The sequence below is a fragment of the Legionella lytica genome (assembly GCF_023921225.1).
Classification (GTDB): domain Bacteria; phylum Pseudomonadota; class Gammaproteobacteria; order Legionellales; family Legionellaceae; genus Legionella; species Legionella lytica.
In genome coordinates this window covers 322,501-347,389 of sequence record NZ_CP071527.1, presented here as the reverse complement: position 1 = coordinate 347,389, position 24,889 = coordinate 322,501, and the positions used below count along the sequence as shown (strand labels likewise).

The following is a 24,889-nucleotide window of genomic DNA, read 5'->3' as shown; positions in this document are numbered from 1 at the left end:
TCACTAGGCGTTGTCAGTAGATCTTTTCTTTTGTGGCAGAACTTCACCCTTAAAGATCCAGACTTTTACACCAATAATACCGTAGGTAGTTTTAGACTCTGCTGTACCGTAATCAATATCAGCTCTGAATGTGTGTAATGGAACACGACCTTCGCGGTACCATTCACTACGAGCGATTTCAGCACCACCTAATCTTCCACTCACGCAAATCTTAATACCTTTAGCACCTGCTTTAAGAGCAGATGTAACAGCACGTTTCATAGCACGACGGAACATAACGCGTTGTTCTAACTGTTGTGCAATGCTCTCTGCTACTAAAGTAGAATCCAGCTCAGGCTTTTTAATTTCTTCGATATTTAAATGTACAGGAACACCTAATTTTCCAGAAATTTCATTACGCAGTGTTTCAATACCGCCGCCTTTCTTACCAATGATAACACCAGGACGTGCCGTTTGAATTGTAACTACAGCATTATTAGCTGGACGCTCGATTAGAATTTTGCTTACAGCAGCAGCCATAAGTTTTTTCTTTAGTTCAGCACGTAAATTAATATCCTGAATTAAAAACTCAGCATATCTTTTACCAGCAAACCATTTAGAATTCCAATCTTTAATAATTCCAAGGCGTATGCCTATAGGGTTAACTTTTTGTCCCATTGCTATTCCTCGTCAGACACTTTAATCGTGATATGGCAGGTGCGTTTGCAAATTCTGTTTGCACGACCTTTAGCTCTGGGACTAATGCGTTTTAAAGTAGCCGCTTCATCAACGCAGACCATACCTACTTTTAGATCATCAATATCTGCTCCGTCATTGTTCTCAGCGTTAGCAATTGCTGATTCCAATAATTTAAGCATTAATTGAGCACCTTTTTTGGGCGTGAACTTGAGGACATCAAGTGCACTTGATACTTTCATATTACGTATCATATCGGCTACCAATCTGCCCTTCTGAGCGGATAAGGGAGCACCTTTCAACTTAGCTGTAACTTCCATCATATCCTCTTACTTGCCTTTAGCCTTTCTGTCACCAGAGTGGCCTTTGAATGTACGAGTCATGGCAAACTCACCTAATTTATGACCAACCATATTGTCTGTGATAAAAACAGGAATATGTTCTTTCCCGTTATGAACAGCAATTGTTAAATCAATCATTTCAGGAACGATTGTTGAACGGCGAGACCAAGTCTTAATTGGTTTCTTAGAGTTGCTTTTTACTGCAGCCATTACTTTGCTGATCAGATGTTGGTCAATAAATGGACCTTTTCTTATAGAACGAGCCACTTGATATCCTCTCTAATTATTTCTTCTTACGTCTTCTGACAATGAAGCCATCTGTACGCTTATTACTTCTGGTCTTATAACCTTTAGTAGGTACACCCCAAGGTGATACTGGATGACGTCCACCAGAAGTACGGCCTTCACCACCACCATGTGGATGGTCAACTGGGTTCATCGCAACCCCACGTACTGTTGGACGAATACCTCTCCAACGCTTAGCTCCTGCCTTACCTAATGAACGTAAGCTGTGTTCACTGTTACTTACTTCACCAACTACTGCACGGCATAATACGTGAATCTTACGCATTTCACCTGAACGCAATCTTAAAGTTGCGTAAATACCTTCTTTAGCAACTAACTGACCGCTAGCACCAGCACTTCTTAACATTTGAGCGCCTTTACCAGGTTTCATTTCAACACAGTGAATAGTGCTACCAACTGGCATGTTTTTCAGAGGTAAACAGTTACCTACGCTAATAGGAGCATCTGCACCACTTACCACAACATCACCAACATTTAAGTTAGCTGGAGCAATAATATAACGTCTTTCGCCGTCTTTATAAACGATTAAAGCAATTAATGCTGTTCTGTTTGGATCATACTCGATACGCTCAACACGACCTTCGATACCATCTTTATTACGTTTGAAGTCAATAATACGGTATTGATTACGCTGGCCACCACCGATATGTCTTACAGTGATTCTACCATTGTTGTTACGTCCGCCAGTTTTCTTTAGCTTCTCAATTAAAGCAGCATGTGGACGTCCTTTATGGATGTTTTTATGAACCACACGCAATTCGCCACGTTTACCGGGCGATGTAGGTTTAGATTTTAATAGTGCCATCTTAATCTGCCTTATTCGGTAGCTGTAAAGTCAATATCTTGATCAGCATGAAGAGTTACAAATGCTTTTTTCCAGTCGCTACGCTTACCCGCTGTTTGCTTGAAGCGTTTTGATTTTCCCTTCACGTTGATAACAGATACATTTTTAACTTTAACGTTAAATACATGCTCTACCGCCATTTTAATTTCATTCTTAGTTGCGGTTTTCAATACTCTAAAAGTGAACTGTTTTAGCTTATCGGCTAAAACAGTTGCTTTTTCAGAAGTATGTGGTTCACGGAGAACCATCAACAATCTTTCAGCATTCATTGTAACTGTTCCTCAATTTTTTTAATTGCAGCTTCTGTAACAACAACTTTCTCAAACTTGAGTAAAGAAACAGGATCTAAAGTCGCAACGTCACAGATATCGAAGTCAATTAAATTTCTTGACCCGAAGTATTCATTCTCACCAACTTCACTCATTACAATTAGAGCGTTGTTAATGTCCAACTGGTTCATTTTTGCAACGAAGTCTTTAGTTTTTTTACTTTCACAATGAAAATCACTAACGACAACTAAGTTCCCAGTACGGCAAAGTTCGGAGATTATACTACGTAATGCGCGTTTGTACATTTTTTTATTAATTTTTTGTGAATAATCTCGCTTTTTGGATGCGAAGGTCACGCCACCGCTTCTCCAAATTGGGCTTCGAATCGTACCCGCACGTGCACGACCGGTTCCTTTTTGGTTCCAAGGCTTTTTACCACCGCCTCTAACTTCTGAACGAGTTTTTTGTGCGCTATTACCACTACGAGCATTATTCATGTAGGTTACAACAGCTTGGTGTATTAAACCTTCATTATATGCGTACGCAAAAACATCTTGGTTCAGACTTAATTTTGTTTTCTTATCTATAGTAGTAATTTCCATCACTCACCTCGTGCTTGCTTTTTAGCTGCAGGCTTAATCTCTACTCGTGAACCAGGAGCACCAGGAATAGCGCCTTTGATTAGGAGAAGATTTCTTTCAGCATCTACGCGCACAAGTTCAAGGCTTTGAACTGTACAACGAACATTACCCATATGGCCTGCCATTTTTTTACCTTTGAACACGCGGCCTGGAGTTTGGTTTTGACCAATAGAACCAGGAACACGATGCGATCTGGAGTTACCATGAGTAGCATCTTGTGTTCTGAAGTTGTAACGCTTAACAGTACCGGCAAAACCTTTACCCTTAGAAGTACCTGAAACGTCTACAAATTGTCCAGCAGCGAAAATATCTGCAACAGACAGTACTTGACCTGAAGTAAATTGATCTTCAGCGTCGATTCTGAACTCAACTTGCATATCACCAGCTTCAACTTGAGCTTTAGCAAAATGCCCAGTTTGAGCTTTATTTACTTTACTCGCTTTTTTAGAACCACCGGTTATTTGAACAGCTGAATAGCCATCAACATCGTTGGTTTTAATTTGAGTAACTCTATTAGGGTGAACTTCAACAACAGAAACAGGTACTGAAACCCCTTCTGGTGTGAAGACCCGAGTCATACCGATTTTACGGCCTAATAAACCGATCATCATTGTAACACCTCTTTAATATCCTTCACCCTAACAATTAGTCATCAAGGCTTATCTGAACATCAACCCCAGCAGCCAGATCCAATTTCATCAAAGCATCTACTGTCTTTTCAGTCGGATGAACGATAACGACCAGGCGTTTATGAGTACGTAATTCATATTGATCTCGCGCATCTTTGTTAACATGCGGAGAAATCAATACGGTGAATTTTTCCTTACGAATTGGTAAGGGTATTGGTCCTCGAATTTGAGCACCAGTACGCTTAGCTGTCTCCACGATTTCTCGAGTTGATAAGTCAATCAACCGATGATCAAAGGATTTTAATCTAATTTTTATATTTTGATTGTTACTCATTCTAATTACTCGATAATTTTAGCGACAACACCGGCGCCTACTGTACGGCCACCTTCCCGAATTGCGAAACGTAAACCTTCATCCATCGCAATAGGAGCATGTAGGTTAATTACTAATTGTACGTTATCGCCTGGCATTACCATTTCTACACCTTCCGGCAAGTCACAAGTACCTGTTACGTCGGTTGTTCTGAAATAGAATTGAGGTCTGTAACCATTGAAGAATGGAGTATGACGTCCGCCTTCTTCTTTTGATAACACGTACACTTCTGCTTCAAATTTAGTGTGTGGCTTAATTGTGCCTGGCTTAGCCAATACTTGACCACGCTCAACTTCATCACGCTTAGTTCCACGTAATAACACACCAACGTTGTCTCCAGCGCGTCCTTCGTCCAACAACTTACGGAACATTTCTACTCCAGTACAAGTTGTCTTAGTTGTATCGTGGATACCAACAATTTCAATCTCTTCACCAACTTTAACAATTCCGCTCTCAACACGGCCAGTTACTACTGTACCACGTCCAGAAATTGAGAATACGTCTTCGATTGGTAATAAGAATGCTTTATCAATGTTACGAACTGGCTCAGGAATGTATGAATCCATTGTATCAACCAGTTTTTCAATTGCTTTAACACCAATATCACTCTCGTCGCCTTCCAGTGCTTTCAGCGCTGAACCAACAACGATAGGAATGTCATCGCCAGGGAAGTCGTAGCTGCTTAATAAATCACGTACTTCCATCTCAACTAACTCTAACAGCTCAGGATCATCAACCATGTCTGCTTTGTTCATGAACACAACAATGTATGGTACACCAACTTGGCGTGACAATAGAATGTGTTCTCTAGTTTGTGGCATTGGGCCATCAGCTGCTGATACTACTAAAATCGCTCCGTCCATTTGCGCAGCACCAGTGATCATGTTCTTAACATAGTCAGCGTGTCCTGGGCAGTCTACGTGCGCATAGTGTCTTGTAGCTGATTCATATTCTACGTGAGCAGTAGAAATTGTAATTCCACGCTCTCTTTCTTCTGGGGCAGCATCAATTTGGTCGTATGCTTTAGCTGTTCCGCCAAATTTTTTCGCCATAATTGTAGTAATAGCTGCAGTTAAAGTTGTTTTACCATGGTCTACGTGACCGATTGTTCCCACATTAACGTGTGGCTTCTTACGTTCAAATTTTTCCTTCGCCATTTCAATAACCTCGTTAACTTTTATTGTTTCTTGATAATTGCTTCAGCAATGTTATTTGGAGCTTCAGCATACTTAGAAAATTCCATAGTATATGTTGCTCTTCCTTGGGTAGCAGAACGTAAATCGGTCGAATAACCAAACATCTCTGCAAGTGGTACTTCAGCTCTAACAATTTTACCCGCTGGTGAGTCTTCCATACCCTGAACTAAACCACGGCGTCTGTTAAGGTCACCCATAACATCTCCCATGTAATCTTCAGGAGTAACAACTTCAACACTCATTATTGGTTCGAGTAAAACAGGCTTTGCTTTCAATGCACCTTGTTTGAAACCCATAGAGCCTGCAATTTTGAATGCCATTTCACTAGAATCTACCTCGTGGAATGATCCATCAAACAGTGTCACTTTAACATCCACTACGGGATAGCCAGCGATAACACCGTTTTGCATTTGCTCTTGAATTCCTTTATCAACTGCTGGAATGTATTCTTTTGGAATGACACCACCAACAATTTCATTGATAAATTCATAACCCTTGCCAGGCTCTTGAGGCTCAATTTTAATCCATACGTGTCCGAACTGACCACGGCCACCAGACTGACGTACGAACTTTCCTTCTTGCTCAACAGCTTGTTTTATCGTTTCACGATAAGCTACTTGGGGTTTACCAACATTTGCTTCCACATTAAACTCACGCTTCATGCGGTCAACAATAATTTCAAGATGTAACTCACCCATCCCTTCAATGATCGTTTGTCCTGACTCTTCATCAGTATGAACTCTGAAGGAAGGATCTTCTTGAGCTAGTTTACCAAGCGCAACACCCATTTTTTCTTGGTCTGCTTTAGTTCTTGGCTCAACAGCTACTGCAATTACAGGATCAGGGAAATCCATACGCTCCAGAATAACGACATGATCTGGATCACATAAAGTATCACCTGTGGTCACTGTTTTTAATCCTACCGCAGCGGCAATATCGCCAGCTCTTACTTCTTTAATTTCTTCACGAGCATTCGCGTGCATTTGTACTATTCGGCCAATACGCTCTCTTTTTTCTTTAACAGAGTTAAACAGCGTATCACCGCTTTTCAGCGTACCAGAGTAAGCACGGATAAATGTTAATGTACCAACAAATGGGTCTGTAGCAATTTTAAATGCTAAAGCCGAGAAAGGTGCATCATACTTAGTTGCACGTGTAGTTGGATCACCATATTCATCAATACCTTGAACATCAGGAACATCTACTGGTGAAGGTAAATATTCAATGACGCCATCCAATACCGCTTGAACACCTTTATTTTTAAAGGCTGAACCGCAGAAAACCGGAACAACTTTGTTGCTTACAGTTAAATGACGTAGAGCGTCTTTAAGATCTGCTTCAGAAATTTCAGCACCTTCAAGATACTTTTCCATCAACTCTTCGCTAGCATCTGCTGCAGCTTCTACGATTAATGCACGATGCTCTTCGCATTGAGCTTGCATATTTGCGGGGATATCAACGTATTTAAAGGTCATGCCTTTGCTTTCGTCATCCCACTCAATTGCTTTCATTTTAATTAAGTCAATAACCCCTTTAAACTCTTCTTCTGCACCAATTGGCAATTGAAGAACTACGGGGTTAGCACCTAATCTTTGGCGAATTTGATCAACAACGCGCAAAAAATTTGCGCCCATTCTATCCATTTTATTAACGAATACGATGCGTGGAACACCATACTTATTCGCTTGACGCCATACAGTTTCAGATTGAGGCTCAACTCCAGACACAGAGTCAAATACTACAACAGCACCATCAAGAACACGCAAGGAACGCTCAACTTCAATCATGAAGTCTACGTGTCCTGGTGTATCAATGATGTTAATGCGATGTGGTTGGAATTGTTTATCCATTCCAGGCCAAAAGCATGTAACAGCGGCTGAAGTAATGGTAATGCCGCGCTCCTGCTCCTGAACCATCCAGTCAGTTGTTGCAGCACCGTCATGTACTTCACCAATCTTATGAGACATACCAGTATAATACAGTACACGTTCAGTTGTTGTGGTTTTACCCGCATCAACGTGTGCTGCAATACCGATGTTTCTATACAATTGTAATGGAGTAGACACGGATTACCTCTCTCTTAGTTCCATCTAAAATGCGCAAACGCTTGGTTAGCTTTTGCCATCTTATGAGTATCTTCACGTTTCTTCACTGCAGAGCCTTTGCTTTCAAAAGCATCTATCAATTCACCTGCCAAACGTAACATCATACCCTTTTCACCGCGTGAGCGAGCTGCTTGAACAATCCAGCGCATTCCTAAAGCGATGCTGCGATCATGTCTTACTTCAACAGGAACTTGGTAAGTAGCACCACCAACACGGCGTGAACGAACCTCAACACTTGGGCGAACATTGTTTAAGGCATCTTCAAAGTAGCGAAGAACAGCACTAGAACCAGAAGCACTTGTTGAGCCTGACTCACCTTCTTCATCTGACTTTTTGATTTTCTTGATGCGCTCTTCCATAACAGAAAGTGCACCGTAAATAATTTTCTCAGCAGTTGATTTCTTACCACTGACCATTAATACGTTAATGAATTTTGCTAACAGTTCACTGTGATGTTTAGGATCTGGCAAAATTTCTCTTTTGGGGACTTCTCTTCTTCTAGGCATTTCGATTTCCTACAATCAGTTATTTTTTATCTTTAGGTTTTTTGGTACCGTACTTAGAACGACCTTGTTTACGATCGTTAACACCTGACGTATCTAAACTACCCCTTACTGTGTGATAACGCACACCCGGTAAGTCTTTAACACGACCACCGCGGATTAGCACTACAGAGTGCTCCTGGAGGTTGTGGCCTTCACCACCAATGTATGATGAAACTTCAAATCCATTAGTTAAACGTACACGAGCAACCTTACGCATCGCTGAGTTAGGTTTTTTAGGTGTAGTAGTATAAACGCGTGTGCACACACCGCGTCGCTGTGGACATGACTCTAGTGCAGGTACGTTACTTTTCTTCTTTACGTCCACACGAGGCTTTCTTACTAACTGATTAATAGTAGCCATTTGTACTTCACTCCGATATTCTCTTGTGATTATTTCGAATGCATAAGGAGGCCGGATTCTATATAGATACGACAGATTTGTCAAGTTTTAATCTGCCGTATCTTAGATCCGAACTAGTGTTCTTGATTATCTGCGTTTAATGCTTCGCTTAACGCATGTTCAACATCACTCGCAGTAACAGTGTGCATTACATGCTCACCAGCTGCAGCCTTAGCTCTTTTTGCCTTCCGGCTTTGATGATAAGCATAACCTGTTCCTGCAGGAATCAAGCGACCAACCATCACGTTTTCTTTTAATCCACGTAAATCATCAATTTTACCACTTACAGCAGCTTCCGTCAGAACTCGAGTTGTTTCTTGGAATGATGCAGCTGAAATAAATGATTCCGTAGCCAAGGATGCCTTAGTAATACCCAATAAAATTGGCGTACCACGGGCAGGCTGTTTTCCTTCAGCAATAAGCTTATCATTTTCTTGCAGCATAGCGCTTTCTTCGATTTGCTCACCAGCCAGGAATTTAGAATCACCTGCAAAAGTAATAACTCGCTTACGTAGCATTTGTCTAACAATTACTTCGATGTGCTTGTCATTAATTTTCACACCTTGTAAACGATATACGTCTTGTACTTCGTTAACAATATAATTTGCCAATGCGCCCACACCTAATAAGCGTAATATATCATGTGGATTGAGTGCACCTTCAGCGATGAGTTCACCGCGCTCTACGTGCTCCCCTTCAAACACAGAGATATGACGCCATTTTGGTATCAATTCCTCATGACATTGATCTTCAGAAACATTGATTATTAATCGACGTTTACCTTTAGTTTCCTTACCAAAGTTAACCAATCCAGATACTTCCGCCATAACTGCAGAATCTTTTGGTTTACGCGCTTCAAACAAGTCAGCTACCCGTGGAAGACCCCCGGTAATATCGCGTGTTTTAGAGCGTTCTTGAGGAATACGTGCAATGACGTCCCCAATACCTACTAGACCGCCATCTTCAAAGTTAACGATCGCATCTACAGGTAAGTAGTATTGTGCAGGAACGTTAGTACCAGCCAGGAAGATATCATCTCCATCAGCAGTTACTAATTTAACCATAGGACGTAAATCACGGCCTGCTGCACTACGTTGTTTCGCATCGATAATTACAATATTACTTAAACCGGTCAATTCGTCGGTTTGTCTGTTCATAGTAATACCGTCGATTAAGTCAACGAACTTTAAGTAACCACTCACTTCAGAAATAACTGGGTGAGTATGTGGGTCCCAAGTTGCAATTACCTGACCTGCATCAACAGGAGAGTTATCTTGAACCGAAATCACCGCACCATAAGGTAGCTTATAACGCTCACGCTCACGTCCGAACTCATCAACAATGGTCACTTCCCCTGAGCGCGATACCGCAACCAGGTTTTTATTCTCATGAGTTACCGTCTTAATGTTATGTAAACGAATAACCCCTTTAGTCTTAATTTGAATATTGTTAGCAGCTGTTGCTCTTGACGCAGCTCCCCCGATGTGGAAGGTACGCATGGTCAACTGAGTTCCAGGTTCACCGATTGACTGTGCCGCAATAATACCTACCGCTTCCCCAGTGTTAACCAAGTGTCCTCGAGCTAGATCACGACCATAACATTTAGCACAGAGTCCAAATCGGGTTAGACAGGTGATTGGCGAACGAACCATAACTTGGTCCACACTCTGCTTCTCTAACTGCTCAACCCAATCTTCATCCAATAAAGTACCTGCAGTAACCACAGGCTCAGTTTGATTTGGAATATAAACGTCTGCAGCAACAACACGACCTAATACCCGCTCATGTAGTGGTTCGACAATATCTCCACCCTCAATAAGAGGTTGCATTAGAATACCAGTTTCTACACCACAATCGTCTTCTGTAATAACAACGTCTTGGGCAACATCAACTAAACGACGAGTCAAGTAACCAGAGTTCGCTGTTTTCAATGCGGTATCGGCCAAACCTTTACGCGCTCCGTGAGTTGAAATGAAGTACTGGAATACGTTCAGACCTTCACGGAAGTTCGCTGTAATGGGAGTCTCAATGATCGAGCCATCTGGAGCCGCCATCAGACCACGCATACCGGCTAGCTGTCTAATCTGAGCCGCAGAACCCCTCGCTCCAGAATCAGCCATCATAAAGATTGGGTTAAATGATTCTTGGCGTGTTTCGTTGCCTTTAGCATCAGTAACTGCTTCAGTAGCAATCTTAGCCATCATCGATTTAGCGACTAACTCGTTAGTACGCGACCAAATATCGATTACTTTGTTATAACGCTCACCGTTAGTAACTAAACCAGAACGGAATTGCGATTCGATCTCACGAACTTCGTTATCAGCATGCTCAATAATACTTGCTTTATCGTCAGGAATCTCCATATCTTCGATACCAATCGATATTCCAGAACGAGTCGCATATTTAAACCCTGTATACATGAGCTTATCAGCGAACATAACCGTTTCTTTTAAGCCAAAGATACGGTAGCAACCGTCAATAACTTTGGAAATCATTTTCTTAGTCATGGTGCGGTTAATTGTAGCAAAAGGCATACCTTTAGGTAAAACTTCAGCAAGAATTGCACGACCCACTGTAGTTTCTACCAGATGATACCCTTCTTCACCATTCTCTTTAGCCATACGAATTTTAATTTTCGCATGAATATCAAGATGGTTTGATTCGTAGAAGTTCTGCGCTTCTTGGGCACTAACAAATATTTTGCCTTCACCTAAAGCATTAACTTTTTCACGAGTTAAGTAATATAAACCTAATACTACGTCCTGGCTAGGAACAATAATAGGCTCACCGCTTGCTGGTGATAAAATATTGTTGGTAGACATCATTAACGAACGAGCTTCTAACTGAGCTTCTAAAGTCAGTGGAACGTGAACCGCCATTTGGTCCCCGTCGAAGTCCGCGTTATATGCCGTACAAACTAATGGGTGTAATTGAATTGCTTTACCCTCGATTAGTACAGGTTCGAATGCCTGAATACCTAATCTATGCAGAGTTGGTGCACGGTTTAACAGGATTGGATGTTCACGAATAACGTCATCTAAAATATCCCAAACTACAGACTCTTCACGCTCTACCATTTTCTTGGCGGCTTTAATTGTTGTAGCTAAACCTCTAAATTCTAATTTACTGAAGATAAACGGCTTAAATAGCTCAAGTGCCATTTTTTTCGGTAAACCACATTGATGTAATTTTAATGTAGGACCTACCACAATTACGGAACGACCAGAATAGTCAACACGCTTACCAAGAAGGTTTTGACGGAAACGACCTTGCTTCCCTTTAATCATATCGGCCAATGATTTAAGTGGACGCTTGTTAGTACCAGTAATTGCTCTACCACGACGACCGTTATCTAATAAGGCATCAACAGATTCTTGTAACATACGCTTTTCGTTACGTACGATAATATCTGGAGCATTCAAATCAAGTAAACGCTTCAATCGGTTATTACGGTTAATTACGCGACGATAAAGATCGTTAAGATCCGAAGTAGCAAAGCGACCACCATCTAGAGGCACTAAAGGTCTTAAATCTGGTGGAAGAACTGGCAATACGTCCATAATCATCCACTCAGGTTTATTTCCTGATTCATAAAATGCTTCTAATAGTTTTAAACGCTTAGTAATCTTCTTAATCTTAGTTTCAGAGTTCGTAGTAGGTAACTCTTCACGTAGATTTTTGATTTCATCTTCAAGGCTAACTTGGCGTAATAGATCACGAATTGCCTCTGCACCCATACGTGCATCAAATTCATCACCGTATTGCTCCATAGCATCAAGATAAGCTTCATCGTTAAGCAATTGGCCACGCTCAAGTTCAGTCATGCCAGGCTCAACAACAACAAATGCTTCAAAGTAAAGAACGCGTTCGATGTCTCTTAAAGTCATATCCAGTAATAAACCAATTCTGGATGGTAATGATTTTAAGAACCAAATATGAGCTACTGGACTCGCCAGTTCAATGTGCCCCATACGCTCACGACGTACTTTAGCTAATGCAAGTTCAACACCGCATTTTTCGCAAATAACACCACGGTGTTTTAAGCGCTTATATTTACCACATAAACATTCATAATCTTTTACTGGGCCAAACGTTTTAGCACAGAATAAACCATCACGCTCAGGCTTAAAGGTACGGTAATTAATCGTTTCTGGTTTTTTTACCTCACCATAAGACCAAGAGCGAATTAATTCCGGAGAGGCCAACGCAATTTTAATTGCGTCGAACTCTTCACTTTGCCCTTGTTGCTTGAGAATCCCAAGCAAATCGCTCATCACTGGAGCTTTTCTCATCGGTTCATTCATTGGATCGTCGTTTAGAGTACTCAAGTCTATGTCTCCAAAAATTGGTTAATCAGTATGTATCGCTGATACGGTTAATCGTGATCTAATTCAATATCAATACCCAATGCACGAATCTCTTTTAACAATACGTTAAACGACTCTGGCATTCCTGGGTCCATACGATGATCACCATCGACAATATTCTTATAGATCTTCGTCCTACCACCAACGTCATCTGATTTTACAGTCAACATTTCTTGCAATGTATACGCAGCACCATATGCTTCAAGTGCCCATACTTCCATCTCCCCGAAACGCTGTCCTCCAAACTGTGCTTTACCGCCTAGTGGTTGTTGCGTTACCAAGCTATAGGAACCAGTTGAACGAGCATGCATCTTATCATCAACTAAGTGGTTAAGTTTTAACATGTACATGTAACCAACAGTAACTGGATTATCAAATTTATTTCCAGTTCGACCATCAGTCAATGTAGTCTTACCATCAGGAGATAAGCCTGCAAGTAATAACATGCTCTTGATCTCTTCTTCAGAAGCACCGTCGAATACTGGCGTTGCCATTGGCACCCCAGCTCGTAGGTTATCCGCTAAACGGAATAATTCTTCTTCATTTAAGCAATCAAGATTAACTCTTTGTACGCCATCATGGTTATATATTTTGGTTAAGAACGACTTAATTTCAGCCGCCGATTGCTTCGTATCTAACAATTCTGCAATCTTATGACCTAAACCTTTAGCAGCTAAACCAAGGTGTGTTTCTAGTACCTGACCAATATTCATACGCGAAGGTACGCCTAATGGGTTTAGTACGATATCGACAGATGTACCATCTTCCATATGCGGCATGTCTTCAACTGGAACAACAATAGAGATAACCCCTTTGTTACCATGTCGACCTGCCATCTTATCACCAGGTTGAATTCTGCGCTTAACCGCTAGATATACTTTAACGATCTTTAATACGCCAGGAGCTAAGTCATCACCTTGAATGATTTTCTTACGGCTGTCGTTAAAACGTTTTTCCATCTCTTTAGACAACATTTCAAGCTGTTTTGAAAGTTGTTCTAATTGCTGGCTTATCGCATCATTGTCTAAGCGAATATCAAACCATTTTTGACGCTCAACTTTGTCCAAGTATTCCTGAGTAATAGTTGAACCTGGTTTCAAACTAGCTGGACCACCAGTTGCTACTTTATCAAGAATTAAATTAGCTACGCGATGATAAATATCTTCTTCACGAATTCGGCGCTCATCAACTAAGTCTTTACGAACACGGGCTAGATGCTCTTCTTCAATGCTTTTCGCACGTGCATCTTTATCTAGACCATCACGCGTAAACACTTGTACGTCAATTACGGTACCGTTCATACCAGAAGGAACGCGTAAAGATGAATCTTTAACATCAGAAGCTTTTTCACCGAAGATTGCGCGTAATAATTTCTCTTCCGGAGTAAGTTGTGTTTCACCCTTAGGAGTTACTTTACCGACGAGAATATCGCCAGCTTTAACTTCAGCACCGATGTATACAACCCCGGCTTCGTCTAGATTAGATAATGCAGACTCACCAACGTTTGGAATATCAGCAGTAATCTCTTCTGTGCCTAACTTAGTATCACGAGCGATACAAGTTAACTCTTCAATATGAATAGTAGTGAAACGGTCTTCTTGAACAATACGCTCAGAGATAAGAATCGAGTCCTCGAAGTTGTATCCGTTCCAAGGCATAAATGCTACAAGTAAGTTTTGACCTAACGCTAATTCACCCATATCCGTACAAGGACCATCAGCGAGGATGTCACCACGTTGAATGAGATCACCTGTATTCACGATTGGTCTTTGGTTAATACATGTATCTTGGTTTGAACGGAAGTATTTAGTTAAGTTATAAATATCTACGCCAGTCTCACCAGCAGTTGTTTCGTCATCATTAACACGAACTACGATACGTGAAGCGTCAACTAAATCAATTACCCCACCACGTTTTGCTACAACAGAAACCCCAGAGTCAGAAGCAACGATACGTTCCATTCCAGTTCCAACTAAAGGCTTCTCAGAACGTAATGTTGGTACTGCCTGACGTTGCATGTTTGATCCCATTAATGCGCGGTTCGCATCATCATGCTCTAAAAACGGGATTAACGAAGCAGCTACAGAAACAATCTGCTTTGGAGAAATATCCATGTAGTTAATTTTATCAGGAGTAGTTAATGAAAACTCATTCTGATGTCGGCAAGGAACCAAGTCAGCAAGAATATTACCTTGCTCGTCTAAAGCAACACTTGATTGCGCAATATATTGATCCACTTCTTCAATCGCAGATAAGTATTCAATATCGTCAGTTACACGGCCATCAATTACTTTACGGCAAGGAGTTTCAATAAAACCATAATCATTAGTTCTTGCATAAACAGATAAGGAGTTAATCAATCCAATGTTTGGACCTTCAGGTGTTTCAATTGGACATACGCGACCATAGTGAGTGGTATGTACGTCACGAACCTCGAAACCAGCGCGTTCACGCGTTAAACCACCTGGGCCTAATGCTGATACACGACGCTTATGGGTAACTCCAGATAGTGGGTTTACCTGATCCATGAATTGAGACAACTGGCTTGAACCAAAGAACTCTTTGATTGCTGCAGATACAGGCTTCGCGTTAATTAAATCTTGTGGCATTAAGTTTTCAGATTCAACTAGACTCAGGCGCTCTTTAACTGCACGCTCAACCCGAACTAAACCAACTCGGAATTGGTTTTCAGTCATTTCACCAACACTTCGTACACGACGGTTACCAAGATGGTCAATATCGTCAACCATGCCAATACCATTGCGAATATCGATAAGAGTCTTAATTACTGCCATGATGTCTTCTTTGGTCAATGTTCCAGGACCATCATCATTTTTTCTGCCTACACGGCGATTAAACTTCATACGACCAACAGCAGATAGGTCATAGCGCTCATCAACAAAGAATAGGTTTTTGAATAATGCTTCAGCAGCTTCTTTAGTTGGTGGCTCACCAGGACGCATCATACGGTAGATTTCTACCAGTGCTTCTAATTGACTTGAAGTTGGGTCAATTTTGATTGTATCAGAAACATAAGAACCATGATCTAAATCATTGGTATAAATCATATCGAACTGATGAATACCATGAGATGCCATTTTATCTAACAACTCATCAGTTACTTCATCATTTGCTTGCGCTACGACTTCACCAGTTAAGGTATCAATTATGTTTTTAGCTAATGTTTTGCCAACCATATAATCTCTAGGTACCACGAGATCTTGCATTTGGCTTTTTTCCATTTGCTTAATATGACGAGCTGTAATTCTTCTGCCCTGCTCAACAATTAGCTCACCAGTTTCAGGCACAAGAATATCAAATGAGGCAATCTCACCTCTCAAACGTTGTGGTATCAGTGCAATATGATACTCACCATTTTTGAGATGGCAGCTGGTCATTTCAAAGAATTCACTAAGAATGTCTTCAGTTTCGTATCCTAATGCTCTTAATAAGATACTAACAGGCAGTTTACGTCGTCTATCAATTCGAACATAAACGCAATCTTTAGGATCAAACTCAAAATCAAGCCAAGATCCACGGTAAGGAATAATGCGTGCTGAATAAAGTAATTTACCTGATGAATGAGTTTTACCTTTATCATGCTCAAATATAACACCAGGTGAACGATGTAACTGTGAAACCACGACACGTTCAGTACCATTCACAACGAATGTACCTACATCAGTCATTAGAGGGATTTCACCCATGAATACATCTTGTTCTCTAATATCTTTAATTGGCTTAGGCTCTTCGCTTGCGTCTTTATCAAGAACAACAAGTCTTATCTTAACCCGTAATGGTGCAGAATAGGTTAAACCACGTAACTTACACTCGCGAACATCGAATGCGGGCTCGCCCAGCTTATAACCAACATATTCAAGTCGTGCATTACCAGAAAAACTTTCGATAGGAAATACAGAAGAAAATGCAGCATGTAATCCTGTATTAAAGTGTTGACTTAATTTGCTATCGGCCTGAAGAAAATCTCTATAGGATTTAAGTTGAATTTCAAGCAGATTTGGTATCGCCATTTTATCGGCTTGGGTACCAAAGCTCTTGCGAAATCGTTTTTTCTCAGCATGCGAATATTGAGGTTTAGCTTCTGCAACGGCCATGGTGGTTCCTCTGTAAATTATTGATGACTTTCAAACACGTAAACCCAGCCATGAAAACATGGCTGGGTTTAATCTCATAGATACAACTATATTATTTAACTTCTACTGTAGCACCAGCTTCTTCAAGAGACTTCTTGAGGTTAGCAGCTTCATCTTTAGATACAGCTTCTTTAATTGTTGAAGGAGCACCTTCTACTAAGTCTTTAGCTTCTTTCAAGCCTAAACCAGTAATTTCACGAACCGCTTTAATTACGTTAACTTTGTTTGCGCCAAAGCTAGTCATAATTACGTTGAATTCAGTTTGCTCTTCAGCAGCAGAAGCAGCAGCAGCTGGAGCAGCAACCGCAACAGCAGCAGCGGCAGCAGAAACATTGAATTTCTCTTCCATTGCTTCGATTAGTTCAACAACTTCCATAACAGACATGTTTGCTATGGTATTTAAAATTTCGTCTTTAGACACAGCCATTACTAGCTCCTGATTTAAAAAAAATTAATTAATGATTAAAGGATTAACCTGCTTTTTTGTCTTTTACTGCTGCTATAGTTCTCACTAATTTAGCGTGAGGCTCAGCAAGAGTTCTAACAAATTTCTCAACTGGCGCTTTCATTACATACATCAACTTAGCAATTGCCTCATCCTTAGTCGGTAAGCTTGCAACTGCGTCAATTTGACTTGCTGCGTATACTTTTCCGCCTACAGACAATGCTTTGACTTCAAGTTTATCGAATGTCTTAGCAAACTCTTTAAGCAGACGCGCTGCATCACTGGGCGCTTCCAGAGATAAAGCAACGAACAACGGGCCAACAAGCATGTCACTCAAGCACTCAAACTCAGTGTCTTTAAATGCTCTACGAGTTAAAGTATTTCTTACAACTCGAAGATAAACACCAGCTTTACGCGCTTCTGTGCGTAATTGCGTCATTTGATTAACAGTTAAACCACGATAATCAGCAACAACTGCGGAAATAGCTTTAGAAGCGACTTCAGCCACCTCTTCAACTACTGCTTTTTTTGCAGCTAAATTTAATGTCACGTTACTGACCTCCTAATGTAAACAAATCTCAAGGATTTGCCAGTTATGGTGGCCGCCTCTTTTAAATGGAGCCGGTTCACCGTCTGCGCAGGAAATTAAGCCGAGGCCCCTGCGGTCTTCGACGGCATGGAACCAAATCTATGCCGTGAATTCTTAAAAATGGGTGGGTATTTTACACAGGTAAAGATGAAATATCAATAGCCAATCCAGGACCCATAGTTGTAGATAAAGAAATCTTCTTCAGGTATTGACCTTTAGATGAAGATGGTTTTGCTTTTTTCAAGTCGCTAATTAAAGCAATAATATTTTCTAGCACATCTTCAGCTGCGAAATCTGCTTTACCAACTGAACAATGGATAATACCATTTTTATCAGTTCTATAGCGTACCTGCCCAGACTTAGCATCTTTAACTGCTGCTTCTACGTTTGTAGTAACAGTTCCAACTTTAGGGTTAGGCATCAAACCTCTTGGACCAAGGACTTGACCTAATTGACCTACAATTCGCATTGCGTCTGGAGTTGCAATAACGACATCGAAGTCCATTTTACCCGCTTTAATTTGGTCAGCTAAATCTTCAAAACCAACGATATCAGCACCAGCGTCTTTTGCTTTGGTTGCATTATCGCCTTGAGCGAATACAGCAACACGTACTACTTTACCAGTACCTTTTGGTAGGTTAGTAGATGAGCGAACAACTTGGTCAGATTTACGAGGATCAACCCCTAAGTTAACACTGATATCTAAGCTTTCACGAAATTTTGCTGAAGCAAATTGCTTTAATACAGCAACAGCATCGCTAACAGTATAAAAATGATTTGGCTTAACTACTGATGCAATATTCTTTTGTTTCTTAGTTACTTTTGCCATGGTGACCCCTTATTCTAAACCTTCAACTTCAATACCCATGCTACGCGCAGTACCTGCAATACTTCTAACTGCTGCTGCTAAATCTGCTGCAGTTAAATCAGGTGCCTTAAGCTTCGCGATTTCTTCAAGTTTACTGACGTGAAGTTTAGCCACTTTCTTAGTGTTAGGTGTACCACTTCCACTTGCAATACCTGCAGCTTTCTTCAATAGAACTGAAGCTGGAGGAGTCTTAGTGATAAAGGTGAAGCTGCGATCACTATAAACTGTAATAACAACGGGAATAGGTAAGCCTTGTTCCAATTGTTGTGTTGCAGCGTTAAATGCTTTACAGAATTCCATGATGTTCACACCACGTTGACCTAACGCAGGTCCGACTGGTGGACTTGGGTTCGCCTTACCGGCTGGAATTTGTAACTTAATATATGCTTCTACTTTTTTTGCCATATTTACTCCTTGCGGGTCAAACACTAGTTTCAGCGAAAAAATAACTTTGTCGACTAAATTTCTAGCTCCCCTGTTTACAAAAAAAGCCTGACCAGCAGTATACCGTAGATTGAACATCTACAGTAAAGAATGCTGGTCTAGGCACTTAACAAACTATGTCTTTTCAACTTGACTAAATTCAAGTTCAACAGGAGTAGAGCGTCCAAAAATAAGAACTGCCACTCTTAGTCTGTTTTTCTCATAGTTAACTTCTTCAACAACGCCGTTGAAGTCAACAAACGGTCCTTCTTTAACCCGGATAACTTCGCCAGGTTCGAAGAGAATTTTTGGTCTGGGTTTAGTAACCCCGTCCTCAACACGTTGCATAATTGCACGTGCTTCTTTATCTGTAATTGGTGTAGGAGTTTGACTGGTTCCGCCAATAAAGCCCAATACACGAGGAATTGCACGAATCATATGCCAAGTTTGATCATCCATAACCATGTTCACTAAAACATAGCCGGGGAAGAACTTGCGTGTGCTTTTGCGCTTTTGTCCAGAACGCATTTCAACCACTTCTTCAGAAGGAACTACAACTTCACCAATTTTATCTTGTAAATTGTGGTGTACTGCACGAGACGAAATTTCGCGCATAACAAAATTCTCATAACCTGAGTAGGCATGTACTACATACCATTGCTTTGACTTCTGCTCTTCCACCGAATTCACCCTAAATGAGTTATTTTAGCAATTGCCCACATCATTAGTGAATCTATTCCCCAGAGAATAAATCCAGTTAATGTAACCATAACAATAACAATAGTTGTTGTCTGTATCGTCTCTTGACGTGTAGGCCAAACAACTTTTAACAATTCAATTTTTGACTCTTGAGCAAATTGATAAACTTGTTTGCCTGTAGTTGTTAGGTAAGCAAAAAACATAGACAGTAAGAACCACGCTAGCCATACCATAGACTGAACTGGTCCTGAAAAAGTGTAATAGTAGGTGCAAAAGAACGCGCCAGCAGTTACTAAAGCCACAGCTAGCCAAGATAAAATATCTTTTGTCTTATTTGGATTTTCGTTTGAACTTTTCATATTCACTTGTAGTTGGCAGGCCAGGAGGGAATCGAACCCCCAACCTGCGGTTTTGGAGACCGCCACTCTGCCAATTGAGCTACTGGCCTAAATTTACTTGGCATGCGTCATTGTTAACGCATGCCAACATTCTACCTTACTCTATAATTTTCGCAACAACACCGGCGCCTACTGTACGGCCACCTTCCCGAATTGCGAAACGTAAACCTTCATCCATCGCAATAGGAGCATGTAGGTTAATTACTAATTGTACGTTATCGCCTGGCATTACCATTTCTACACCTTCCGGCAAGTCACAAGTACCTGTTACGTCGGTTGTTCTGAAATAGAATTGAGGTCTGTAACCATTGAAGAATGGAGTATGACGTCCGCCTTCTTCTTTTGATAACACGTACACTTCTGCTTCAAATTTAGTGTGTGGCTTAATTGTGCCTGGCTTAGCCAATACTTGACCACGCTCAACTTCATCACGCTTAGTTCCACGTAATAACACACCAACGTTGTCTCCAGCGCGTCCTTCGTCCAACAACTTACGGAACATTTCTACTCCAGTACAAGTTGTCTTAGTTGTATCGTGGATACCAACAATTTCAATCTCTTCACCAACTTTAACAATTCCGCTCTCAACACGGCCAGTTACTACTGTACCACGTCCAGAAATTGAGAATACGTCTTCGATTGGTAATAAGAATGCTTTATCAATGTTACGAACTGGCTCAGGAATGTATGAATCCATTGTATCAACCAGTTTTTCAATTGCTTTAACACCAATATCACTCTCGTCGCCTTCCAGTGCTTTCAGCGCTGAACCAACAACGATAGGAATGTCATCGCCAGGGAAGTCGTAGCTGCTTAATAAATCACGTACTTCCATCTCAACTAACTCTAACAGCTCAGGATCATCAACCATGTCTGCTTTGTTCATGAACACAACAATGTATGGTACACCAACTTGGCGTGACAATAGAATGTGTTCTCTAGTTTGTGGCATTGGGCCATCAGCTGCTGATACTACTAAAATCGCTCCGTCCATTTGCGCAGCACCAGTGATCATGTTCTTAACATAGTCAGCGTGTCCTGGGCAGTCTACGTGCGCATAGTGTCTTGTAGCTGATTCATATTCTACGTGAGCAGTAGAAATTGTAATTCCACGCTCTCTTTCTTCTGGCGCAGCATCGATTTGGTCGTAAGCCTTAGCTGTACCACCGAATTTCTTCGCCATAATTGTCGTAATTGCTGCAGTTAAAGTTGTTTTACCATGGTCAACGTGACCAATAGTACCCACGTTAACGTGCGGCTTCTTACGCTCAAATTTTTCCTTCGCCATTGGAAAGTCTCCCCATATGCTAAATTAATATTTCATGGTGCCCACAACTGGACTCGAACCAACGACCTCTTCCTTACCAAGGAAGTGCTCTACCGCCTGAGCTATGTGGGCTTATATATATGCTTAAATAATTATATAAGCAAACATCTTCACTGTAATTGGAGCGGGTGATGGGAATCGAACCCACGCTATCAGCTTGGAAGGCTGAAGTTCTACCATTGAACTACACCCGCTATTTTTTTCTTCTTAATACTGGTGGAGGGGGAAGGATTCGAACCTTCGAAGGCAGAGCCGTCAGATTTACAGTCTGATCCCTTTGACCGCTCGGGAACCCCTCCAAAAAGAACGCTATTGTCTTTTAAGATGCTATGATTGTCAATCAAATTGATTGACGGCCAACTTAATTTAGATGGTGCCGGCACCAGGAATCGAACCCGGGACCTACTGATTACAAGTCAGTTGCTCTACCAACTGAGCTACGCCGGCATGTATCGCTCACTTACATAGTGTAAGTACTTTTGTGACTTTACAACCCGTCACTTTAATAAAACCCTGGCGATGACCTACTTTCACATGAGGAGACCTCACACTATCATTGGCGCATGTCTGTTTCACTTCTGAGTTCGAGATGGATTCAGGTGGTTCCAGACCGCTATTGTCGCCAGGAAAACTCGTTTTATGCTCATTGCAGCCATTATACCGCAATTTCGCATTAGGTAAATAAAGAGTGCGCTTTTTTTTGCGCTTCGTAACACTCGCTATTCTGTAGTGCTTTGTTCCCAAAGCAACTCAGATTATATGGTCAAGACAATCAGCCAATTAGTACAAGTTAGCTTCACACATTACTGCGCTTCCACACCTTGCCTATCAACGTCGTAGTCTTCAACGGGCTTCATGGGAAAACTCATCTTGAGGGAGGCTTCCCGCTTAGATGCTTTCAGCGGTTATCCCGTCCGAACTTAGCTACCCGGCGATGCGACTGGCGTCACAACCGGTACACCAGAGGTTCGTCCACTCCGGTCCTCTCGTACTAGGAGCAGCTCCTCTCAATTTTCCTACGCCCACGGCAGATAGGGACCGAACTGTCTCACGACGTTCTAAACCCAGCTCGCGTACCACTTTAAATGGCGAACAGCCATACCCTTGGGACCTGCTTCAGCCCCAGGATGTGATGAGCCGACATCGAGGTGCCAAACACCGCCGTCGATATGAACTCTTGGGCGGTATCAGCCTGTTATCCCCGGAGTACCTTTTATCCGTTGAGCGATGGCCCTTCCATACAGAACCACCGGATCACTAAGACCAACTTTCGTTCCTGCTCGAGCCGTCGCTCTCGCAGTCAAGCACCCTTATGCCTTTACACTCTTGGTACGATGTCCGACCGTACCGAGGGTACCTTTGTGCTCCTCCGTTACTCTTTGGGAGGAGACCGCCCCAGTCAAACTACCCATCATACACTGTCCTCATCCCCGATTAGGGGACCAAGTTAGAACCTCAATAATAACAGGGTGGTATTTCAAGGTCGGCTCCATATGAACTAGCGTTCATACTTCAAAGCCTCCCACCTATCCTACACAGTTATCATCAAAGTCCAGTGCAAAACTATAGTAAAGGTTCACGGGGTCTTTCCGTCTAGCCGCGGGTACACTGCATCTTCACAGCGATTTCAATTTCACTGAGTCTCGGGTGGAGACAGTGTGGCCATCGTTACGCCATTCGTGCAGGTCGGAACTTACCCGACAAGGAATTTCGCTACCTTAGGACCGTTATAGTTACGGCCGCCGTTTACTGGGGCTTCGATCAAGAGCTTCTCCCTAAGGATAACCCCATCAATTAACCTTCCAGCACCGGGCAGGCGTCACACCCTATACGTCTTCTTACGAATTTGCAGAGTGCTGTGTTTTTAATAAACAGTCGCAGCCACCTGGTCTCTGCGGCCCTCACCAGCTTTGTTACGTAAAGTAACTAACCAGCAAGGGCGTACCTTCTCCCGAAGTTACGGTACCATTTTGCCTAGTTCCTTCACCCGAGTTCTCTCAAGCGCCTTAGTATTCTCTACCTGTCCACCTGTGTCGGTTTGCGGTACGGTTCTCTGTAAGTTATGGCTAGCAGCTTTTCCTGGGAGCCGGGCATCAATGACTTCGCTGTACACCGAAGTGTCAGCACCACATCACACCTCAGGGTTAGCAGTAAACCGGATTTGCCAAGTCTACCCCCCTACATGCACGTACCAGGACAACCAACGCCTGGCTCATCTAGCCTTCTCCGTCCCCACATCACCACTTACAAAAAGTCCAGGAATATTAACCTGGTTCCCATCGACTACGCTCTTCAGCCTCGCCTTAGGGGCCGACTCACCCTGCTCCGATTAACGTCGTGCAGGAAACCTGGGACTTCCGGCGTGAGGGCTTTTCACCCTCATTATCGTTACTCATGTCAGCATTCGCACTTCTGATACCTCCAGCAGACTTCTCAATCCACCTTCATCAGCCTACAGAACGCTCCCCTACCACGTGCACTTAGTGCACATCCGCAGCTTCGGTGACTAGTTTTAGCCCCGTTACATCTTCCGCGCAGGCCGACTCGACCAGTGAGCTATTACGCTTTCTTTAAAGGGTGGCTGCTTCTAAGCCAACCTCCTGGCTGTCTATGCCTTCCCACATCGTTTCCCACTTAACTAGTACTTGGGGACCTTAGCTGGCGGTCTGGGTTGTTTCCCTCTTCACGACGGACGTTAGCACCCGCCGTGTGTCTCCCGTGATTCAATTAGCCGGTATTCGGAGTTTGCATCGGTTTGGTAAGCCATGACAGCCCCCTAGCCGAAACAGTGCTCTACCCCCAACAATCATTCACGAGGCGCTACCTAAATAGCTTTCGGGGAGAACCAGCTATCTCCGGGCTTGATTAGCCTTTCACTCCTAGCCACACGTCATCCGATAATTTTTCAACATTACCCGGTTCGGACCTCCAGTTGGTGTTACCCAACCTTCATCCTGCACATGGCTAGATCGCCCGGTTTCGGGTCTACTCACAGCGACTCGCGCCCTATTCAGACTCGATTTCTCTACGGCTTCCTTATTCAGTTAACCTCGCCACTGAAAGTAACTCGCTGACCCATTATACAAAAGGTACGCAGTCACACAGCCTAAGCCATGCTCCCACTGCTTGTACGCAAACGGTTTCAGGTTCTATTTCACTCCCCTCTCCGGGGTTCTTTTCGCCTTTCCCTCACGGTACTGGTTCACTATCGGTCAGTAAGTAGTATTTAGCCTTGGATGATGGTCCACCCATATTCAACCAGGATTTCACGTGTCCCGGCCTACTTGTTCGCGTG

21 protein-coding genes, 5 tRNA genes and 2 rRNA genes (1 of these 28 cut by a window edge) are annotated in these 24,889 nt (G+C 42.2%); all 28 read right to left on the bottom strand.

Annotated elements, in window-relative coordinates; all coding sequences use genetic code 11:
- Positions 1 to 3: 3 nt before the first annotated feature.
- Positions 4 to 657 carry a 30S ribosomal protein S3 gene (rpsC, locus tag J2N86_RS01445; RefSeq protein ID WP_058533008.1) on the bottom strand — a complete coding sequence of 218 codons (654 nt, stop codon included), beginning with the start codon at positions 655 to 657 and terminating at the stop codon, positions 4 to 6.
- Between the two features lie 2 nt (positions 658 to 659).
- Complete coding sequence (gene rplV / locus J2N86_RS01440) at positions 660 to 995, bottom strand: 50S ribosomal protein L22 (RefSeq protein ID WP_252582313.1); 336 nt, start codon at positions 993 to 995, stop codon at positions 660 to 662.
- Between the two features lie 9 nt (positions 996 to 1,004).
- Positions 1,005 to 1,283 (bottom strand): 30S ribosomal protein S19, encoded by a 279-nt coding sequence (gene rpsS / locus J2N86_RS01435; RefSeq protein WP_058533006.1) that lies wholly within the window; start codon positions 1,281 to 1,283, stop codon positions 1,005 to 1,007.
- A gap of 16 nt (positions 1,284 to 1,299) precedes the next feature.
- Positions 1,300 to 2,127: a 50S ribosomal protein L2 gene (gene rplB, locus J2N86_RS01430; protein WP_252580427.1), complete on the bottom strand. Its 828-nt coding sequence runs from the start codon at positions 2,125 to 2,127 to the stop codon at positions 1,300 to 1,302.
- 11 nt (positions 2,128 to 2,138) lie between these two features.
- The gene (gene rplW, locus J2N86_RS01425; RefSeq protein ID WP_133136787.1) at positions 2,139 to 2,435 is read right to left on the bottom strand and encodes a 50S ribosomal protein L23; all 297 of its coding nucleotides are present in this window, start codon (positions 2,433 to 2,435) and stop codon (positions 2,139 to 2,141) included.
- A complete protein-coding gene (rplD, locus tag J2N86_RS01420; RefSeq protein WP_252580425.1) occupies positions 2,432 to 3,037 on the bottom strand; it encodes a 50S ribosomal protein L4 in 606 nt (201 codons plus the stop codon). Before rplD ends, rplW begins: the two co-directional genes overlap by 4 nt.
- Positions 3,037 to 3,687 carry a 50S ribosomal protein L3 gene (gene rplC / locus J2N86_RS01415; protein ID WP_252580423.1) on the bottom strand — a complete coding sequence of 217 codons (651 nt, stop codon included), beginning with the start codon at positions 3,685 to 3,687 and terminating at the stop codon, positions 3,037 to 3,039. The genes rplD and rplC overlap by 1 nt, the downstream gene beginning before the upstream one ends.
- A gap of 34 nt (positions 3,688 to 3,721) precedes the next feature.
- On the bottom strand, positions 3,722 to 4,039 hold the full coding sequence (gene rpsJ / locus J2N86_RS01410) for a 30S ribosomal protein S10 (RefSeq protein ID WP_058533001.1): 318 nt from the start codon (positions 4,037 to 4,039) through the stop codon (positions 3,722 to 3,724).
- A 5-nt stretch (positions 4,040 to 4,044) separates the two neighbouring features.
- Positions 4,045 to 5,235, bottom strand: a complete 1,191-nt coding sequence (gene tuf, locus J2N86_RS01405; protein WP_252580409.1) for an elongation factor Tu — start codon at positions 5,233 to 5,235, stop codon at positions 4,045 to 4,047.
- A 20-nt stretch (positions 5,236 to 5,255) separates the two neighbouring features.
- On the bottom strand, positions 5,256 to 7,340 hold the full coding sequence (gene fusA / locus J2N86_RS01400) for an elongation factor G (RefSeq protein ID WP_252580421.1): 2,085 nt from the start codon (positions 7,338 to 7,340) through the stop codon (positions 5,256 to 5,258).
- A gap of 14 nt (positions 7,341 to 7,354) precedes the next feature.
- Positions 7,355 to 7,885: a 30S ribosomal protein S7 gene (gene rpsG, locus J2N86_RS01395; RefSeq protein ID WP_252580420.1), complete on the bottom strand. Its 531-nt coding sequence runs from the start codon at positions 7,883 to 7,885 to the stop codon at positions 7,355 to 7,357.
- A gap of 19 nt (positions 7,886 to 7,904) precedes the next feature.
- Entirely contained in the window at positions 7,905 to 8,285 is a 381-nt protein-coding gene (gene rpsL / locus J2N86_RS01390) for a 30S ribosomal protein S12 (RefSeq protein ID WP_010654837.1), read from the bottom strand.
- 113 nt (positions 8,286 to 8,398) lie between these two features.
- Positions 8,399 to 12,598 (bottom strand): DNA-directed RNA polymerase subunit beta', encoded by a 4,200-nt coding sequence (gene rpoC / locus J2N86_RS01385; protein WP_252582310.1) that lies wholly within the window; start codon positions 12,596 to 12,598, stop codon positions 8,399 to 8,401.
- Between the two features lie 101 nt (positions 12,599 to 12,699).
- Positions 12,700 to 16,806, bottom strand: coding sequence for a DNA-directed RNA polymerase subunit beta (gene rpoB, locus J2N86_RS01380; RefSeq protein WP_252580419.1), 4,107 nt, complete (start codon positions 16,804 to 16,806; stop codon positions 12,700 to 12,702).
- 91 nt (positions 16,807 to 16,897) lie between these two features.
- Entirely contained in the window at positions 16,898 to 17,272 is a 375-nt protein-coding gene (rplL, locus tag J2N86_RS01375) for a 50S ribosomal protein L7/L12 (RefSeq protein WP_252580417.1), read from the bottom strand.
- Between the two features lie 43 nt (positions 17,273 to 17,315).
- Positions 17,316 to 17,840, bottom strand: a complete 525-nt coding sequence (gene rplJ / locus J2N86_RS01370) for a 50S ribosomal protein L10 (RefSeq protein ID WP_058532996.1) — start codon at positions 17,838 to 17,840, stop codon at positions 17,316 to 17,318.
- Positions 17,841 to 18,012: 172 nt separating this feature from the next.
- Positions 18,013 to 18,708 carry a 50S ribosomal protein L1 gene (rplA, locus tag J2N86_RS01365; RefSeq protein WP_252580415.1) on the bottom strand — a complete coding sequence of 232 codons (696 nt, stop codon included), beginning with the start codon at positions 18,706 to 18,708 and terminating at the stop codon, positions 18,013 to 18,015.
- A 9-nt stretch (positions 18,709 to 18,717) separates the two neighbouring features.
- On the bottom strand, positions 18,718 to 19,152 hold the full coding sequence (gene rplK / locus J2N86_RS01360; protein ID WP_133138061.1) for a 50S ribosomal protein L11: 435 nt from the start codon (positions 19,150 to 19,152) through the stop codon (positions 18,718 to 18,720).
- 153 nt (positions 19,153 to 19,305) lie between these two features.
- A complete protein-coding gene (nusG, locus tag J2N86_RS01355) occupies positions 19,306 to 19,851 on the bottom strand; it encodes a transcription termination/antitermination protein NusG (protein ID WP_252580413.1) in 546 nt (181 codons plus the stop codon).
- A 5-nt stretch (positions 19,852 to 19,856) separates the two neighbouring features.
- A complete protein-coding gene (gene secE, locus J2N86_RS01350) occupies positions 19,857 to 20,228 on the bottom strand; it encodes a preprotein translocase subunit SecE (RefSeq protein ID WP_252580411.1) in 372 nt (123 codons plus the stop codon).
- 13 nt (positions 20,229 to 20,241) lie between these two features.
- Positions 20,242 to 20,317, bottom strand: a tRNA-Trp gene (locus tag J2N86_RS01345).
- A 47-nt stretch (positions 20,318 to 20,364) separates the two neighbouring features.
- A complete protein-coding gene (gene tuf / locus J2N86_RS01340) occupies positions 20,365 to 21,555 on the bottom strand; it encodes an elongation factor Tu (protein WP_252580409.1) in 1,191 nt (396 codons plus the stop codon).
- Between the two features lie 35 nt (positions 21,556 to 21,590).
- Positions 21,591 to 21,666: transfer RNA gene (locus J2N86_RS01335), tRNA-Thr, on the bottom strand.
- Between the two features lie 48 nt (positions 21,667 to 21,714).
- Positions 21,715 to 21,788, bottom strand: a tRNA-Gly gene (locus J2N86_RS01330).
- A 20-nt stretch (positions 21,789 to 21,808) separates the two neighbouring features.
- Positions 21,809 to 21,893: transfer RNA gene (locus J2N86_RS01325), tRNA-Tyr, on the bottom strand.
- Positions 21,894 to 21,965: 72 nt separating this feature from the next.
- Positions 21,966 to 22,041, bottom strand: a tRNA-Thr gene (locus J2N86_RS01320).
- Positions 22,042 to 22,105: 64 nt separating this feature from the next.
- Positions 22,106 to 22,221: ribosomal RNA gene (gene rrf, locus J2N86_RS01315) — 5S ribosomal RNA — on the bottom strand.
- Between the two features lie 132 nt (positions 22,222 to 22,353).
- Positions 22,354 to 24,889 (bottom strand): 23S ribosomal RNA (locus J2N86_RS01310); it runs 364 nt beyond the window's last position.